We start from the raw sequence: 16,395 nt of genomic DNA, 5'->3' as shown, positions 1-16,395 counted from the left end.
CTCACAAATGGCTTTCATCGGACCGGTTTCCTTTCTGCTGATCAAGTGTGTCTTGACAGTTATCGGACGGTCTCGGCAAGCTGAGTGTCGTTCCGGAATTCGTCCCTGCGCACTGACGACCGGACCACTTTTCGCCGGTGTGTTCCACGCTTTCGGCGAGGCGACGAAAGACGGCGCTCGAATCGGGCGCGGAACAAGACTTCGTCAATGGGGGTATTGCGTCATGCCGTTGTTCGTCACGTCCACGGGAGCCCCGCTGTCGGGTGAGGTGCACATCCCGAGTTCGAAGTATCACGCACATCGGGCGCTCATCCTCGCGTCGCTCGCCGAGGGCACCAGTCATATCCGGGGACACAGCGATGCCCGGCATGTCGAGTTCACCCGGCGGCTGCTCCGCGGGCTGGGCACCGGCATCGTGTCCGGCGCGGACGGGGTCACGGTGACCGGCCGCGGGTACCGGCCACGCCGGGATCGGCTGTCCGTGGGCAGTTCCGGTACGACGCTGTACTTCATGACCGGGCTGGCCGCCCTCGCCGACCGGCCGGTGACCCTGGTGGGGCAGCGGTATTTCCAGCGCAGGCCGATCGGCCCGTTGCTCGCCGCGCTGCGCTCGCTCGGCGTCCGTCTCGAATCCGCCGACGACCGGCCGCCGATCACCGTGTTCCCCGGCAGGCCGCGGGGCGGGACGGTCCGCATTCCGGGGTTGCTCTCGCAGTGGGTGTCCGGCCTGCTGCTGCTCGCGCCGTTCGCGACCGGGCCGACCGTGATCGAGGTCGACGGAGAACTGAACGAACGGCCGTACCTCGACCTCACCCTGGACCTGATGGCGAAGTTCGGGCTGCACGTGGCGGCTTCGGCGGACCGGCGGCGGTTCGAGATCGAACCGGGCCAGACACCCCGGCCCGCCGACATCACGCTGCCTCCCGATCTGGGTTCCGCGGCCTTCGGGCTGGCCGCCGCCGCGATCCAGGAATCGGACGTGCGCTTCCGGGGCCTGTCCTCGGCCGACCCGGATCTGGTGGATCACCCGGAATCGGAGTTCCTTGGCGTCCTCGACGGGATGGGCCTGACGATGGAACCGGATCCGGCGGGCGGCGGGCTCCGGGTGCGCCACGACGGTTCGCCGCTGGCACCGTTCTCGGTGGACTGCCGGGACATGCCGGACATGCTGCCGATCCTGGCCACCCTCGCCACGTTCGCCGACGGGACGTCGACGCTGCGGAATCTGGAACACGTACGGCTGAAGGAATCCGACCGGGTCCAGGCGATGCTGCAGCTCAACCGGATGGGCGGACGGCTGCAGGTCGAGGAGGACCGGCTGCTGGTCACCGGGGTGGCCGGGCTGACCGGGGCCGAACTGTCCTCGTTCAACGACCATCGCGTGCTGATGGCGCTCGCGGTCGCCGCCTCCCGCGCCCGCGGCCGTACCTCGATCAAGAACGCCAACGCCTACCGGCTCTCCTATCCGGATTTCGTCCGGGACCTGGCAGGCATCGGTGTGCCGCTGTCGGCCGGGCCCGCGGACGGCCCCGTGCCCGCCGCGCCGGAACCCGATGAGACGACGATCGTGGCCAGGGTGGCCGAGCTGGCCCGCCGTCGCCCGCGCGATCGGGCGCTGGTGGAGGTGCGACCGGACGGCGAACGCGAGCTCAGCTGGGCGGAGCTCGACGACCAGGCCGCCAGGGTGGCCGCCTTCCTGCGCAAGCTGGGTGTCCGCACGGGGGACAAGGTCGCCTATCAGCTTCCGAACTGGAGCGAGTTCGTCGTCATCACCCTCGCCGTGCTCCGGACGGGGGCGATCTGCGCGCCGCTCATGCCCCTTTTCCGGGAACGTGAGCTGCGGCAGACCCTGGGCAGGGCCGGGGCGAAGGTGCTGTTCATCCCCGGCACTTTCCGCGGCCGGGACTACCGCACCGAGGTCCGCTCCGTGATGACCGAGGACCTGGCCCCCGGCGCGGGGCTGCCGCTCGAAGACGTCATCGTCGTGTCCCCGCCAGGGGGCCGGCCGCGGTTCGCCGACGACGGCGTCCTGCGCTGGCACGATTTCGCGAAAGTGATCGAGGAGACCGAACCGGACAAGACGGCCTCCCGGTGCTTGCCGGACCGGACCGCTCAGCTGCTGTTCACCTCGGGCACCACCGGCGAGCCCAAGGGAGTGCTGCACCGGCACCGGTCCCTCGACCTGGCGGCCGAGGCCCAGATCCGCCGGGCCGCCCTCGGGGACGGGGACGTGGTGTTCGTGCCTTCCCCGCTCGCGCACCAGACCGGCTTTCTCTACGGCATGTGGCTGGCCATCGCGCTCGGCGTCCCGCAGGTGCTCCAGGCCGAATGGGAGCCGGCGCTCGCGCTGGACGCGATCCACCGCTGGAAGGTGACCTTCGTCCAGGCCGCGACTCCGTTCCTCGCGGATCTGGTCGAGGAGTCCGGGCGGGGCCGGGGCCCGAGGTCCGGGCCGCGGACGTTCGTCGTCACCGGCGCGTCGGTGCCACGGGCCCTCGCCGAACGGGCACGGGCGAACTGGGGGACCGCCGTCGGGGGCGCGTGGGGGACCACGGAAACCTGCCTCGGCACCTCGTTCGCGCCGGACGATCCTCCCGCCGGGCAATGGGGAACGGACGGCCGGGCGGTCGACAAGGTGGAGATCCGGGTGACCGGTGACGACGGCCGGAACCTCGGGCCGGGCGTCGAAGGGAACTTCGAGGTCCGCGGCGAGACGATGTTCGAGGGCTATCTGGACCATCCGGAGTGGACGGCGGCCGCGTTCACCGCCGACGGCTGGTTCAAGACCGGCGACCTGGCCGTCATCGAGGACGGCTACCTCCGCATCACCGGCCGGGTCAAGGACGTGATCAACCGCGGCGGCGAGAAGGTCCCGGTCGCCGAGGTCGAGCAGATGCTGCACGACCATCCGTCGGTGGCGGAAGGCGCGGTGGTGGCCATGCCCGACGACCGGCTCGGGGAGCGCGCCTGCGCCTTCGTGGTGCTGCGGCCCGACTCCGAGCTGAGCTTCGCCGCGATGCGGAAGTTCCTGGACAGCCACCGGCTCGCGAAGACCTATTGGCCCGAGCGCCTGGAGATCATCGATTCCTTGCCGCGCAACGCCATCGGCAAGGTGCAGAAGACCGTGTTGCGGGATCGGGCCCGCGGCCTGCGGCCGCACGACGACAAGGAGACATCCGGTGAAACCGAAGACGTCCTCGGCCGTTGACGAGGCCTCGTTCTCCGCGGTGAAGGCGGGGATCGCCGAATTCGTGGCCGGGCAGGGGGAACGCTACGCGGACCAGATCGAACGGGACGGCCGGGTTCCCGAAGAACTGCGGGCCGATCTGTACGAACGAGGGTATTTCGGTCTCTGCGCCCCGAAGGAGTACGGCGGGCAGGCGATTCCGTTCGACCGGTACCTGGAGCTCATGGAGCTGTTCTCGATGTCCCACGGCTCGATCCGGATGATCGTGCACGTGGCCAACGGCGTCTGGCGGGCCATCGACCGGTTCGCCACCGCCGAGCAGCGACGGCGGTTCGTCGTTCCCGCCGTGACCGGTGATCTCCGGGTCGCCTTCGCGCTCACCGAGCCGACCGCCGGGACCGGCGCCGATCTGCGTTCCACGGTGACCAGGGTCGGTGACGACTACCTCCTCACCGGCGAGAAGCATCTGATCACCTTCGGCGTGGCCTGCGACTACTGGCTCCTGTTCGCCAGGATGGCCGGTTCCGAGGGCAAGGAGGGCACGATCGCCCTGATGGTGGACCGCCACACCCCAGGGGTGACGGTCACCGAGATGCCGCCGACGATGGGCGTGCGCGGCACCGACCACGCGCACCTGGTGTTCGACAACGCCCCCGTCCCGGTCGCGAACCGGCTGGGTGAAGAGGGGCGCGGCCTGGAGGTCGCCTTCGGGGGATTCCTCACCCCGAGCCGGATTTCGGTGGCCATGAGCTGTGTCGGGCTGGCCCGACGGGCGCACGAGCTCGCCGTCGACCACGCGCTCGGACGGGAGACCTTCGGCAGGAAACTCGCCGAACGGCAGGCCGTGCGGTTCATGATCGCGGAGAACGCCACCGATCTCGAGGCCACGCGTCAGCTCGTGCTGCACGCCGCCCGCCACTGGCAGTCGGGCGGCCCGGACGCGGAAGCCCTGTCGTCGATGGCGAAGCTGCACGCGGTCGACGCGCTGACCAGGGTCACCGACCGGTCACTGCAGATCCACGGCGGCATCGGGTACTGGGCGTCCAGCCCCATCGAGCGGGTGTACCGCGACGCCCGCGCACAGCGGTTCGAAGAAGGCACCAACGAGATCCAGAAGACCGTGATCGCGCGAGCGGAACTGGGGCGACGGAAATGAACGGATTCACCGACCGGGTCGCGCTGATCACCGGGAGCTCCCGCGGTATCGGCCGGTCGCTCGCCCTGAAGCTGGCGGGCGCGGGGGGCCGGGTGGTCGTCAACTACAAGAAGAACGCGGACCTGGCCGCCGAGACCCTGGCCGAGGTGGAGCGCCTCGGCGGCAAGGGGATCACGGTCCAGGCCGACGTCGAACGGCCGGAGGACATCACCAGGCTGTTCGACCGGATCGGCGACGAGTACGGCAGGCTCGACTTCTTCGTGTCGAACGCCGCCGCGAGCGTGTTCAAGAAGATCGAGGACCTCGGACCGCACCATCTGGACCGGTCCTACGCGATGAACGTCCGCGCGTTCGTGCTCGGCGCCCAGCGGGCGGTCCGGCTGATGGGCGACGGCGGCCGGATCGTCGCGCTCAGCAGCTACGGCAGCATCCGCGCCTATCCGACCTACGCCGCCCTCGGCTCGGCCAAGGCCGCGCTGGAGGCGTGGGTCCGGTACATGGCCGTCGAATTCGCCCCGCTCGGGGTGAACGTCAACGCGGTGAACGGCGGGATCATCGACACCGACTCGGCGAACTTCTTCTACCGCGTGCCGGGCATGCCGCCACTGGCGGACGTGCTGGCGAAGATCCCGAAGGGGCGGGCAGGCACCGCGCAGGAGATCGCCGACACGGTGGCGTTCCTGCTCTCGCCGGAGTCGGCGTACATCACCGGGCAGTCCCTGGTGGTCGACGGCGGCCTCAGCGTGATCGCACCGCCGTTCTACGCCGACGCGGCCCCGCCGCTGGCGTTGCCCGGTGGCGATCCGGACCGAACGCCGGCGTGACCGGCGTGTCGTTCGATTCGGTGTTCCGGCCGGGGAGGATCGGGACACTCTCGCTGCGGAACCGGATCGTGATGGGCTCGATGCACCTCGGGCGCGAGGCGGACGCCGACGACGGCCGGGCGCTCGCGGCGTTCTACGCGGAGCGGGCGGCCGGTGGCGCGGGTCTGGTGATCACCGGTGGCTGGGCGGTGAACCGGGCCGGGGCGGGCGGGCCGGATTACGGGTTCGTCAACGAACGGGCCGGTCGTTCGGCGCTGACCAGGGTCGCGTCGGCGGTGCGGGAAGCCCGCGGCAGGATCGCCCTGCAGCTGTTCCACGCCGGCCGGTACGCCCCGGCGGGCTCGGCGGGAGCGGAGCCGGTCGCGCCGTCGGCCGTGCCCTCCAGGTTCTCCGGGGTCACGCCGAGGGCGCTGACCGGACCGGAGATCCTGGCGACGATCGAGGATTTCGCCGAGGCGGCCGGAAACGCGCGAGCGGCCGGTTTCGACGCCGTCGAGATCATGGGTTCGGAGGGTTATCTCCTGAACCAGTTCTGCTCCCCGCTGACCAATCGCCGCGACGACGAGTGGGGCGGGGACGCCGATCGGCGCATGCGGTTCGGCCTGGCCGTGGTCCGGGCCGTCCGGGCGGGGGCAGGCCCCGGTTTCCCGATCATCTTCCGGCTCTCGGGCGACGATCTGATGGCAGGCTCCAGTACCGCGGCCGAGGTGGCCGAATACGCGCGGCGGCTCGTCGACGCGGGTGTGGACGCGCTCAATGTCGGGATCGGCTGGCACGAGTCCCCGGTGCCGACCGTGCAGGCGCTCGTCCCGGCTGGCGTCTGGATCCGGTACGCCGGGCCGATCAAGGCGGCGGCCGGTGCGGTGCCGGTGATCGCGGGCAATCGGATCAACCGGATCGAGCTGGCCGAGCCGGTGCTGCGGGCCGGGAGTGTCGACTTCGTCTCGATGGCACGGCCGTTCCTCGCCGATCCGGGGTTCCCGCGGAAGGCGCGGTCCGGGCGTCTGGACCTGGTCAACGTCTGCATCGCCTGCGACCAGGCGTGTATCGACCGGTCGTTGCGGGGCAGGCGGGTCTCCTGCCTGGTGAACCCGCGCGCCGCCAGGGAACTCGACCTCGAAGCCACCGCTCACCGGGCGGGCGCCGGCACGGTGGGCAGGCACCGGTTCGCGGTGATCGGCGGCGGGCCCGCCGGCTGCGAATCGGCACGGGCGCTCGCCGAACTCGGGCACGAGGTCGAGCTGTTCGAGGCCGCGCGCGAGCTGGGCGGGCAGTTCCGGCTGGCCCGGACCGTGCCGGGAAAGGCCGACTACGGCGGCACGATCGCTTACTACGCGGCGGAACTCGCCCGTCTCGGCGTCCGGGTGCGGCTGAACCGCCCGATCTCCGGACGCGAGGCCGGGCACCTCGCCGGATTCGACGGCGTCGTGCTCGCCACCGGCACCCGGCCGCGCCGGGCCCGTGTCCCGGACTCCGGGCATCCGCTGATCGTCGACTATCCGGCCGCGTTCCGCCGATGGCCATCCGGTACCCGGACCGCCATCGTCGGCGGCGGCGGGGTGGCGCTGGATCTGGCGCATTTCCTCAGCCACCGCGGGGAAACCGGCGACGGACACCGGGAATTCCTCGCCGACCACGGGCTCGTCCCGGACGACAGGCCGGAGTCCCGGAATCCTCGGGTGACCCTGCTGGGCCGCGGCCCCCGGTTCGCGCCGCGGATCAGCCCGTCCACCCGGTGGGCACTGCTCGACGCGGTCCGGCGGTCGGGCGTCGAACTGATGCCCGGCGTGGTCTGCGAGCGCACCGAGGCCGGTGGTGTCCGCGTCCGGGACGCGAATGGTGAGCAGCGGCTGGTCCCGGCCGATCTCGTGGTGTTCGCGACCGGCCAGGAGCCCGAGGACACGCTCGTCCCGGTGCTGGCCGGGCTCGGCGTGCCGTATCGCGTCGTCGGCGGCGCCCGTGCCGCCGGCGGGCTGGATGCCGTGCGCGCCACCGAAGAAGGGCTCCAGGCGGCCGGTGAACTGGCGGGCCTCGCCGGGGCCGCCCGGAAACGAACGATCAGGGTGCTGCCATGACGCGGCGATCGGAGGCTTCGGTGGAATCGGGTTCGGTCGCCGCTCAGCAACCGGATTGGCCGGATCCGGCGGAGGTGGCCCGTGCCTATTCGTGGCTGGTCGAGTCACCGCCGTTGACCTCCCCCGAGCGGATCAGGCGGCTTTCCGCGGCGCTGCGCCGGGTCGAATCGGGGCACGCTTTCCTGGTGCAGGCGGGCGATTGCGCCGAACCGTTCGGGCCGGAGGCGGTTGCGGCGGCCGGCGAGAAGTACCGGCTGCTCGGGGCGATGGCGACGATCCTCAGCGGACGGCTCGGGATACCGGTGGTGACGGTGGGCAGGATCGCCGGGCAGTTCGCCAAGCCGAGATCCCGGCCGACCGAGCTGGTCGACGGGGTCGAGCTGCCCGCGTTCCGCGGTCTGCTGGTCAACTCGCCGGAACCCGATCCGGCGGCCAGAGTCCCCGATCCGCGCCGCCTCCTGCGCGGCTATTCGACCGCCGCCCTGGTCCGGGCCGAGCTCGCGCGGCTCGCCGGAGACGCGCGTTCCGCGCCCTTCGGCGAGTCGTTCCGGCGGCCCGACGGGAGCTGGGCGCACCGGGGTCTCTGGACCAGCCATGAGGCGCTGGTGTTCGACTACGAGCGGCCGCTGATCCGCCGTGACCCGGAGTACGGGGAGCGTTTCCTGCAGACCACCGAGCTTCCGTGGCTCGGGGAACGCACCCGGCAGCTCGGCGGGGACCATGTCGCGATGCTGGCCGAGATCGCCAATCCGCTGGCCTGCAAGATCGGCCCGGCCATCGAGGAAGCGGAGCTGATCGCCCTCTGCGATCGGCTCGATCCGGCGCGCGAGCCGGGCAGGCTGACGCTCATCTGCCGGATGGGCGACCGGCAGGTCCGGGAAACGCTGCCCGCGCTGGTGCGCGCGGTACGCCGTTCCGCCCACCGGGTCGTCTGGGTCTGCGATCCGATGCACGGCAACACCCGGCCTGCGTCGGCAGGCGGCCGGAAAACCCGGTGGTGGTCCGAAATCGTCTCGGAGCTGGACGGCTTCCTCGACGTCATGGACGGCGAGGGAGCCCGGCCGGGCGGCGTGCATCTGGAGGTCACCGGCCGGGACGTCGCGGAGTGCTCCGGAGGTCCGGAAAGACCGCCGCGCCTTGGCTTCGAATCGCTCTGCGACCCGCGGCTGAACGGGGCGCAGTCCATCATGCTGGCCGAACGGCTTGCCGACCGCCTCGGGCACCGGGCCCCGGCGGCGGCACTCGATCTGATAACCGAGGAGTGAGCGTCGTGAGGCAGGTCGTCATCACCGGTATCGGGGCCCTGACCCCGGTGGGCAACGACGTGAAGTCCACCTGGGAGTCCCTTGTGGACGGAAAGTCCGGGATCGGCCCGATCACCTCGTTCGACGCTTCGGCCCTGCCGGTGCGGATCGCGGGCGAGGTGTCCGGGTTCGATCCGAGCACCCTGCTGCGGCACAAGATCCGGCGGCGGACCGATCGGTTCTCCCAATTCGCCGTCGCGGCGGCAAGGGAGGCTGTCGGCGACGCGGGGCTGGAGATCGGTGAAGAGAACGCGCACCGCGTCGGCGTGGTGCTGAACAACGCGGTGGCCGGGGTCACTTCGATCGAGCGCAACGTACTGGCGCTGGCCGAACGCGGGATGCGGGCGGTGAGCCCGACCTTCGTGCCCGGCATGATCCCGAACATGGCCGCCTGCGAGGTGGCGATCGACCTCGGGGTCCACGGCCCGGTCACCGCCAGCGTGCTGGCCTGTGCCAGCGGGAACTACGCCGTGCTGGAGGCCCGGCGGCTGATCCTGTCCGGCGAGGCCGACGTCGTCATCGCCGGTGGCACGGATTCCGCCATCGCCGAGGTGATGTTCGCCGGACTGTCCACCATGGGCGCACTGTCGCGCCGCAACGACGACCCCGCCGCGGCCAGCCGTCCGTTCGACGCCGATCGGGACGGATTCGTCTACGGCGAGGGGGCGGTGGTGCTGGTCGTGGAGACGCTCGAGCACGCACGGGCCCGCGGGGCCATGCCGTATGCCGAAATCGCCGGTGGCGCGCTGACCACGGACGCCTTCCACGTCAGCGCGCCCGAGCCCAGCGCGGCGTACGCGGCGGAGTCCATCCGGCAGAGCCTGGTGCGCAGCGACCTGGCCCCGGCCGACATCGACTACATCTGCGCGCACGGCACGTCGACGCGGGCCAACGACCGGGTGGAGACCCAGGCGATCCGTGCGGTCTTCGGCGCCGAGGCCGGCGAGGTGGCGGTCAGCTCACCGAAATCCATGGTGGGGCACCTGATCGGCGCCGCGGGCGCGCTCTCGGTGATGGTGTGCGCGCTGGCCGTCCGGGACGGGATCGTCCCGCCGACGATCAATCTCGAGAACCCCGACCCGGAATGCGAACTGGACCATGTGGCGCACCGGCCGCGCCCGGTCCCGGTGCGGGCCGCGCTGGCGAACGCCTTCGGTTTCGGCGGGCACAACTGCGTGGTGGCGATCCGCGCGGTCTGAGCCGCGGATGGGCCCGCCCGATCGGCGGGCCCATCCGGTGAACGTGGCCGTCAGCCTGCCGTCGGCGCCACGTCCTCGAAGGTGACCCCGCCGGATTCGAACCTCGGCCGCAGGTCGCCGAACGAGAACAGCTCTTCCACGCCGAACGCTCCCGTGGCGGGCGTGCTCGATTCCAGGAGGGCCTCGGCGAACGCGACGGTGCCCGCGACGGTGAGCCGGTAGTCGCCGATGCCCCGGACCAGCCGGGCGGCCAGCAGGCGGCCGTCCCGCCGGACCTCCACGCGGTCGCATTTGGCCTCGGTGGTGAGTTCCTCCGGCACCTTCAGCCCGGCGGTGAACAGGAACTTGGGCAGCAGTTTCAGCATTCCGGCGGAGTTCAGGCCGAGCAGGAACCGGTGGAACCAGTTCTCCAGGAAGCAGTACGACACGCTCGCCGTCCGCCCGGCCGCGGCCTCGCCGAACGCCCCCGACGCCGCGTCGCCGACCGCCATGCACCGCCGGACGCCGTAGGGCGCGGCCAGCGCGAAGGTGTCCGTCGGATGGCGGCCGCGGCTGGTCAGCATCGGGTAGGCGAACTCGCCGACCGCCTGCGGGCCACCGGACTCGTTCAGCGAGAACGTCATCACCAGGCGCACCTCGTCGGCGTCGGGATGCCGGGCGAGCAAATCGGCCGCGACCACCGAGTTGATTCCGGGGGTGAGGCCGCCGTGCAGGGCGACCAGCCCGCGAGCGTCCACATCGGACTCTTTCAGCCTGGCCCGGTCGGCGGCGCTAAGATTGGAGACGTTCACCAGCCGCCCGCCCTCGGCGAGCACCGTCCGCTCGGCCGCCAGCCGTTCGTCGCGGACACAGTTGATCACCAGTTTCGCGGAGGCGCAGGCGGCCGACACCGCGGCCTGGTCCCGCAGGTCGACCAACCGGAAGCCAGGGCCGTCCGACGGCCGCCGTCCGGCGCGCACGACTTCGTACTTGTCGGACAAGGCCTTCGCGACGAAGGTGCCGAGCACTCCCTGAGCGCCGAGCACGAGCACGTCGGGGCGTTCACTCATCGAGCAGCCTTTCTTTCCGTTGTCCTGATGCTCCGCTCAGGCGAGCTCGAGGTCGGAGCCGGCGTGGTAGGCGGCGAGCGGCCCGGCCACCGAGCGCCGCGACGGCGGGTGGAAGCCGAAAGCGTGCACGGCGGCGGCGAGATAGGAGATCTCCGAGGTGCCGATGAAGGCCATGCCGCCGAGCGCTTCGATCATGGTCGCCGCCGCCCTGGTCAGCGCGCCGTGCAGCGCGGTGCGGGTGAACAGCAGCCGGGCGGAGATGTCCTGGCCGCGCTCGCCGTCGTCCATCGCCCTGGCGATGCCCTCGATCGCCGACATCGCCGCCTCCAGCTCGCCTGCCGCGCCGGAATAGGTCGCGGGATCGGCTTTGCCACTGAGCAGGAGCCGTTCCAGCAACGCCGAGGCCGCGCCGAGATAGGTCGAGGAGATCATCAGCCCGAACCAGAGGAATCCGGTCAGCTCATGCTGTCCGGTCGGGTCTTCGACCTCGTTCAGCAGTACCAGATCGCCGGGCACCACGACGTCGTCGAGGACCACCTCGTCACTTTCCGCCCCGGCCAGGATCCAGCTTTCCCAGAACGGCCGCCGGGCGATCCCCGGTGTCCCGGCGGGAATCAGGGCTATCCCGCGCCTGGCGGCCCCGCCGTCCTCGACGGACACGGTGGCGAGCAGGAGGTCCATCGAACGGGACAGGCTGCACGGCTTCTTGCTGCCGTTGATCACGTAGTCGCCGCCGCGCCGTACCGCGCGCATGGTGGGCGCGAACACGCTTCCGCCGGTCCGTCCCTCGGCGAACCCGGAGGCGAGCAGCAGGCGTTCCCGCACCACACCGGCGATCAGCTCGCGTTCCGCCTCGGACGCCTCCTGGCAGTGTTCGAGGAGGGTGGCCAGGGACAGATGGTGCATGGTGGTCCCGGCGGCGAGCGAGGGCGAGGCGGTGCCCAGCGCCCGTTGCACCTGTACCGCGTCCAGCGCCCGTGCGCCCAGCCCGCCGAGTTCGACGGGCGCGAGCAGCGCGGTGCCGTCGGCTTCACGGAACAGGCGGATCGACTCGTTGCCGGGGCGTTCCAGATCGAGGAGCGGGACGCCTGCCAGCTTGTCGGCCAGGGCGGGCAGAAAGCGGCGGAGCGTGGCGCGTTCACGGGAGAGCAATTTCGTCTCCGGTTTCATCGATGTCTTGCCTGCCTCGGCCAAGGTCATTTCGACGGCCTCCTCTTCTCTCTGCCGATGGGACGCAGCCTACCCGGAATCTTGAATCGGCACGCTGTCGCGGAATGTGCCGCCATGCTAGCTTTACCGCATTGGCTCGGTATTGATCGGAAGAAATTTCGACAATTCACGTTCATCGGTGAATCGGTTTTGGGAGAGGTTCAACGTCATGCAGTCCCGCAAGCTGGCCGTCGAGGGTGCCGTCGAGTTCACCCCGCAGGTCTTCGCCGACGACCGCGGCGTCTTCGTCTCCCCGCTACAGGAGCCGTCCTTCGTCGCCGCGGTCGGGTTTCCGCCCTTTCCGTTGGCGCAAGCCAGTTGCAGCCGGTCGAAGCGGGGTGTCGTCCGTGGCGTGCACTTCACCACGACCCCGCCCGGCTGTGCCAGGTACGTCCACTGCCCGCGGGGCAGGGCGCTGGACTACGTGGTGGACATCAGGGTCGGCTCGCCGACGTTCGGCCGCTGGGAAGCGGTCGTCCTGGACGCGGAGAGTCTCCGGAGTGTCTATTTCCCGGTGGGCGTCGGGCACGCTTTCGTCGCCTTGGAGGAGGACACGACGATGTCCTATCTGATGTCCGCGAGCTATGTCGCGGAAAACGAGCTGGCGATTTCCGTGTTCGATCCGGAACTCGGGCTGGACATTCCGGACTGGGTGGACCCCATTCGATCCGCCCGTGATCTGGCCGCCCCCACGCTCGCCGAGGCCAGGGAAAAGGGACTGCTTCCCGAATATCGTGAATGTGTCCGGGCGGAGAACGGGTTCAGCCGGTGACAAGGCCTCTGGTGGTGGTGCTCGGTGCCTCCGGGTACATCGGCTCGGCGGTCACCGCGCGGCTGGCGGACCGGCCGATCCGGCTGCGGGTGGTGACCCGGCGGCCGGATCCGGTCCGCGTGGGCGGGCGGGCCCGGATCGAGGTGTGCGCCGCCGACCTCACCGACCCGGCCGGGCTGGCCGCGGCGGTCGCGGACGCCGAGGTCATCGTGCACCTCGTCCTCTACACCGGCGGCAAGACCTGGCGGGCGGCCGGGGAAGCGGACGGCGAGCGGGTCAACGTCGGCCTGGTCCGCGATCTCGTCCGGGTACTGGGGTCGGCGCCGCGGTCCCGGCAGGCACCGATCGTGCTGTTCGCCGGTTCGACCTCCCAGCCGGAGTCCGGCGGGGTGGCCCCGGACAATGTCTACGATCGGCAGAAACTGGCCGCGGAGCGGATCTTGGCCGAGGCCACCGCCCAAGGGGTGGCGCGCGGCATCACCCTGCGGCTGCCCATGGTCTTCGGGCATACCGCGGCCTCGGGCGGGGGCGGGGGAGTGCTGTCGGCGATGGTGCGGCGCGCACTCGCCGGCACGCCCCTCACCATGTGGCACGACGGGTCGGTCGAACGGGATCCGCTGCACGTCGACGACGCGGCGCGGGCCTTCGCCGCCGCGCTGGACCATGCCGACGCGCTGGCCGGACGGCACTGGGCGGTCGGCTCCGGCCGGGGCCGTCGCGTCGACGGGATCTTCCGGGGCATCGCCGGTCTGGTGGCCGAGCGGACCGGCCGTCCGGCGGTGCCGGTGCTGTCGGTGCCGCCGCCGGGGTGGGCCACCGCGGCCGATCTCCGGAGCGTGGTGGTCGACACCTCGCCGTTCACCTCGGTGACCGGCTGGTCGCCACGGATCTCCTTGCGGGACGGGCTGGCGCATACGGTCGCGGCCCTGGCCGCCGAGCCGGCGCCGGGTGGCACTGGTTCACACCAGCCGGGGCTTCGGCACGTAAAGGATCCATTTCCCGCCGGCGGCGCGGAAAGCCTGTTCCTTGGCCATGATCTCGTCCGCGTGATTCCAGGCGAAGAGTAGGGCGACGTCCGGGTACGGCTCGCCGAAGGTGTCGGCAGGCCGGACCGGGATATGCGATCCGGGCGTCACCCGGCCCTGTTTGGCCGGGGTGGTGTCCACAATGGACGAAACGAGCCCCGGTCCGATCCCGCAGTAGTTCAGCACGGTCGCGCTCTTGGCCGTCGCCCCGTAACCGACGACCGTCCGGCCCTGCGCGCGGAGCCCTTCCAGCAGGGCCACCAGTTCGTCGCGGATTTCGCGGACCCGGACGGCGAAGGCGTCCAAGGTCGCCGGTTCGTGCAGGCCGAGCGTCAGTTCCTCGTCCGCCAGTTCGGCGACCGACGGGGCCGGTTCCCGCCGCCCGGCCCGTGCGATGGTGTACCGCACCTCGCCGCCGTGCACCGGAAGGCGTTCGACGTCGACCAGTTCGAAGCCGAAGCGCCGCGCCAAAGCCTGGACGGAGCGCACGCTGAAGAAATAGAAGTGCTCGTCGTAGATCTGGTCGAACGAGGTCTGCTTGACGATGTCGCCGAGATAGGGATCCTCGAACACGAACACGCCGTCCTCCGCGAGCAGCGCGGCAACCCCTTCGAAGATCGATTCGGCGTACGGGATGTGGCACATCGTGTTCGCCGCGTAGATGACGTTCGCCGGGCCGTCCTCGCGGTGGATGTCCACGGCCACCGAGTGTTCGAAGAAGTCGGTCCGGACCCGGACCCCGTTCGCCCTGGCGATCTCGGCCACGCCTCCGGAAGGCTCGACGCCGAGGTGACGGCGTCCGGCGTCGCCGATCGTGCGGAGCATGATCCCGTCGTTGCAGCCCAGTTCGACCGCGAACGAGTCCGGCGCGGCCAGCTCGGTCTCCAGGAAATCCCGTGCGGTGCGCTCGAAATGCTTGCGCATCACGGAGGAGCCGGAGGAATGGTACGGGTAGTCGTGGTGGAACATGCGGTCTCGTGGCACTTCCTCCATCAGCTGCACCATCGAGCACGAGGTGCAGCTGCCGACGGCCAGCCGGAAGAAGAACTCGTCGCCCGGATCGGCGGGCCTCCGGAAGGCGTCCGACAGGGGCTGGCTTCCGAAGTCGAGGAATTCGCGCAGGTTTTCCCCGCAGACACGGCAATTCGGCATGGCGGTCAACGTACCTTCCGCACTCGGTGCGGCCCAAGTTTCCCGATTCCGGTGGTCGACTGGGGAAATTCCACACTCGACCAGCGGACTGGACGCGAATGCCCGCCCCGGCTTCGATGGGGCCATGCCGGTGCATCAGATCGATCCGAGCTCGTATCCGGACAGCGAGCTGTCCCAGCATCTGCTGACCGTTCGCGGGATTCAGTGGGCACATGGCGTGCACGGGGATCCCTACGCGCTGATTCTCCGGGACCAGGATCCCGATCTTCACCGGCTGTACGGGGAACTGCGGGCCGGGCCGTCGTTGCGGCAAAGTCAGCTCGGCGCCTGGGCGACCGTGAGTCACTCGGTGGCCCGCGCGATTCTCGGCGACCGGCGCCTCGGACTGTCGCATCCGGACACCGGGCCGGACGATCGGACGCTCTACGCGCTGGGCTCGCGGGTGCCCCCGCAACACGTCCTGACCCTCGACGGGGCGTTTCTCGGACTGAGCCATGCCGATCACGACCGGCTGCACGAGTTCGCCCGACCGGCCCTCGGCGTGGCCGCGGTGGATCGTCATCGCGACGCCGTGGCGGGGGAGACCGCCGCGATCGCCGGCCGCCTGGGCGGCGAGTTCGATCTGATGACCGGTTTCGCCCGTCCGGCCGCGGTCGCCGCGACCGCGGCGCTCTTCGGGCTGACCGCCGAAGAGCACGCACGGCTCGGCCTGCTGTGCCCGGACGCGGCCACCGCCCTCGACGCCCTGCTGTGCCCGCCGACGCTGGCCACCACCCGTGCGCTCGTGACGTCGATCGAGGGGATCCAGGAGCTGTTCTCCGGGCTGATCGAGCGCCGGTCGGGGAGCGCGGGCGACGACGCGCTGAGTGAACTGCTGCGCGGTGCCGAGGGGCCACCGTACGAGGATGTGCTGGCGGCGGCCGTGCTGACCGCGGTGGTGGGCGTCGAAGTGAGCGCGAACCTGGTCTGCGACGCGGTGCTGGCCCTGCTCGATCACCCGGAGCAGTGGACGTCACTGTGCGAAAGCCCGGAACTGGCCGTCGGCGCGGTGGAGGAGACCCTGCGCTACCACTCGCCGGTCCGGCTGGAAAGCCGGATCGCGCTCGAGGACCTCGAACTGGCCGGTCAGGTGATCCGGAAGTCCGAGCAGGTGGTCGTCCTCGTCGAGGCGGCCAACCGCGATCCGGAGGCCTTCGCCGATCCGGACGACTTCCTGATCACGCGGCCGGACGTGGCCGGTCACCTCACGCTGACCGGCGGCCTGCACACCACCTTCGTCGCACCGCAGGCCCGCCTGCAGGCCGTGGTGGCCCTGCGGACCCTCGCCGCCCGGTTCCCCCGGCTGCGCCGGACCGGCCCGGTGATCCGTCGCAGGAGATCCCCCGTCGTGCGAGGTGTCGCGCGATGCCCCGTGGCCGTCGGCCAGAGCTGAGATGAGAGGTG

General features: G+C 70.8%; 12 protein-coding genes. 9 read left to right on the top strand and 3 right to left on the bottom strand.

What is annotated here, in order from left to right:
• Positions 1 to 223 precede the first annotated feature (223 nt).
• From aroA to fabF, 6 genes are read left to right on the top strand one after another with little or no spacing between them, the layout of a single operon-like run.
• Positions 224 to 3,208, top strand: a complete 2,985-nt coding sequence (aroA, locus tag AMYAL_RS0138865; protein WP_020636705.1) for a 3-phosphoshikimate 1-carboxyvinyltransferase — start codon at positions 224 to 226, stop codon at positions 3,206 to 3,208.
• Complete coding sequence (locus tag AMYAL_RS0138860) at positions 3,180 to 4,343, top strand: acyl-CoA dehydrogenase family protein (protein WP_020636704.1); 1,164 nt, start codon at positions 3,180 to 3,182, stop codon at positions 4,341 to 4,343. The genes aroA and AMYAL_RS0138860 overlap by 29 nt, the downstream gene beginning before the upstream one ends.
• A complete protein-coding gene (locus tag AMYAL_RS0138855) occupies positions 4,340 to 5,167 on the top strand; it encodes an SDR family oxidoreductase (RefSeq protein ID WP_020636703.1) in 828 nt (275 codons plus the stop codon). Before AMYAL_RS0138860 ends, AMYAL_RS0138855 begins: the two co-directional genes overlap by 4 nt.
• Positions 5,164 to 7,242: an oxidoreductase gene (locus tag AMYAL_RS0138850; RefSeq protein ID WP_020636702.1), complete on the top strand. Its 2,079-nt coding sequence runs from the start codon at positions 5,164 to 5,166 to the stop codon at positions 7,240 to 7,242. Before AMYAL_RS0138855 ends, AMYAL_RS0138850 begins: the two co-directional genes overlap by 4 nt.
• Positions 7,239 to 8,507, top strand: coding sequence for a 3-deoxy-7-phosphoheptulonate synthase (locus AMYAL_RS0138845; protein ID WP_020636701.1), 1,269 nt, complete (start codon positions 7,239 to 7,241; stop codon positions 8,505 to 8,507). The genes AMYAL_RS0138850 and AMYAL_RS0138845 overlap by 4 nt, the downstream gene beginning before the upstream one ends.
• Before the next feature lie 5 nt (positions 8,508 to 8,512).
• The gene (fabF, locus tag AMYAL_RS0138840) at positions 8,513 to 9,745 is read left to right on the top strand and encodes a beta-ketoacyl-ACP synthase II (RefSeq protein ID WP_039794807.1); all 1,233 of its coding nucleotides are present in this window, start codon (positions 8,513 to 8,515) and stop codon (positions 9,743 to 9,745) included.
• A gap of 50 nt (positions 9,746 to 9,795) precedes the next feature.
• On the opposite strand, the gene AMYAL_RS47290 is transcribed toward fabF, so the two are convergent.
• Positions 9,796 to 10,794: an NAD-dependent epimerase/dehydratase family protein gene (locus AMYAL_RS47290; RefSeq protein WP_020636699.1), complete on the bottom strand. Its 999-nt coding sequence runs from the start codon at positions 10,792 to 10,794 to the stop codon at positions 9,796 to 9,798.
• Positions 10,795 to 10,830: 36 nt separating this feature from the next.
• Positions 10,831 to 11,994 carry an acyl-CoA dehydrogenase family protein gene (locus AMYAL_RS0138830; RefSeq protein WP_020636698.1) on the bottom strand — a complete coding sequence of 388 codons (1,164 nt, stop codon included), beginning with the start codon at positions 11,992 to 11,994 and terminating at the stop codon, positions 10,831 to 10,833.
• 178 nt (positions 11,995 to 12,172) lie between these two features.
• Between AMYAL_RS0138830 and AMYAL_RS0138825 the strand changes: the two genes are divergently transcribed.
• Entirely contained in the window at positions 12,173 to 12,775 is a 603-nt protein-coding gene (locus AMYAL_RS0138825; RefSeq protein WP_020636697.1) for a dTDP-4-dehydrorhamnose 3,5-epimerase family protein, read from the top strand.
• On the top strand, positions 12,772 to 13,842 hold the full coding sequence (locus AMYAL_RS47285; protein WP_245193301.1) for an NAD-dependent epimerase/dehydratase family protein: 1,071 nt from the start codon (positions 12,772 to 12,774) through the stop codon (positions 13,840 to 13,842). The genes AMYAL_RS0138825 and AMYAL_RS47285 overlap by 4 nt, the downstream gene beginning before the upstream one ends.
• Here the strand turns inward: AMYAL_RS47285 and AMYAL_RS0138815 are convergent.
• Positions 13,735 to 14,961 (bottom strand): methyltransferase domain-containing protein, encoded by a 1,227-nt coding sequence (locus tag AMYAL_RS0138815; RefSeq protein ID WP_425332227.1) that lies wholly within the window; start codon positions 14,959 to 14,961, stop codon positions 13,735 to 13,737. The genes AMYAL_RS47285 and AMYAL_RS0138815 overlap by 108 nt on opposite strands.
• A gap of 115 nt (positions 14,962 to 15,076) precedes the next feature.
• Here AMYAL_RS0138815 and AMYAL_RS0138810 point away from each other — a divergent pair, with 115 nt between their 5' ends.
• Entirely contained in the window at positions 15,077 to 16,384 is a 1,308-nt protein-coding gene (locus AMYAL_RS0138810) for a cytochrome P450 family protein (RefSeq protein WP_020636694.1), read from the top strand.
• The last annotated feature ends 11 nt before the right edge of the window (positions 16,385 to 16,395 follow it).

This window comes from Amycolatopsis alba DSM 44262 (assembly GCF_000384215.1).
Lineage (GTDB): Bacteria > Actinomycetota > Actinomycetes > Mycobacteriales > Pseudonocardiaceae > Amycolatopsis > Amycolatopsis alba.
This window is presented reverse-complemented; position numbering and strand designations above follow the sequence as displayed.

What these genes read in the sequence shown, in the direction of transcription:
- aroA (WP_020636705.1), top strand. Translation starts at nt 224, where the DNA reads ATGCCGTTGTTCGTCACGTCCACGGGAGCCCCGCTGTCGGGTGAGGTG.
- AMYAL_RS0138855 (WP_020636703.1), top strand. Translation starts at nt 4,340, where the DNA reads ATGAACGGATTCACCGACCGGGTCGCGCTGATCACCGGGAGCTCCCGC.
- AMYAL_RS0138845 (WP_020636701.1), top strand. Translation starts at nt 7,239, where the DNA reads ATGACGCGGCGATCGGAGGCTTCGGTGGAATCGGGTTCGGTCGCCGCT.
- AMYAL_RS47290 (WP_020636699.1), bottom strand. Translation starts at nt 10,794, where the DNA reads ATGAGTGAACGCCCCGACGTGCTCGTGCTCGGCGCTCAGGGAGTGCTC.
- AMYAL_RS0138830 (WP_020636698.1), bottom strand. Translation starts at nt 11,994, where the DNA reads ATGACCTTGGCCGAGGCAGGCAAGACATCGATGAAACCGGAGACGAAA.
- AMYAL_RS0138825 (WP_020636697.1), top strand. Translation starts at nt 12,173, where the DNA reads ATGCAGTCCCGCAAGCTGGCCGTCGAGGGTGCCGTCGAGTTCACCCCG.
- AMYAL_RS0138810 (WP_020636694.1), top strand. Translation starts at nt 15,077, where the DNA reads ATGCCGGTGCATCAGATCGATCCGAGCTCGTATCCGGACAGCGAGCTG.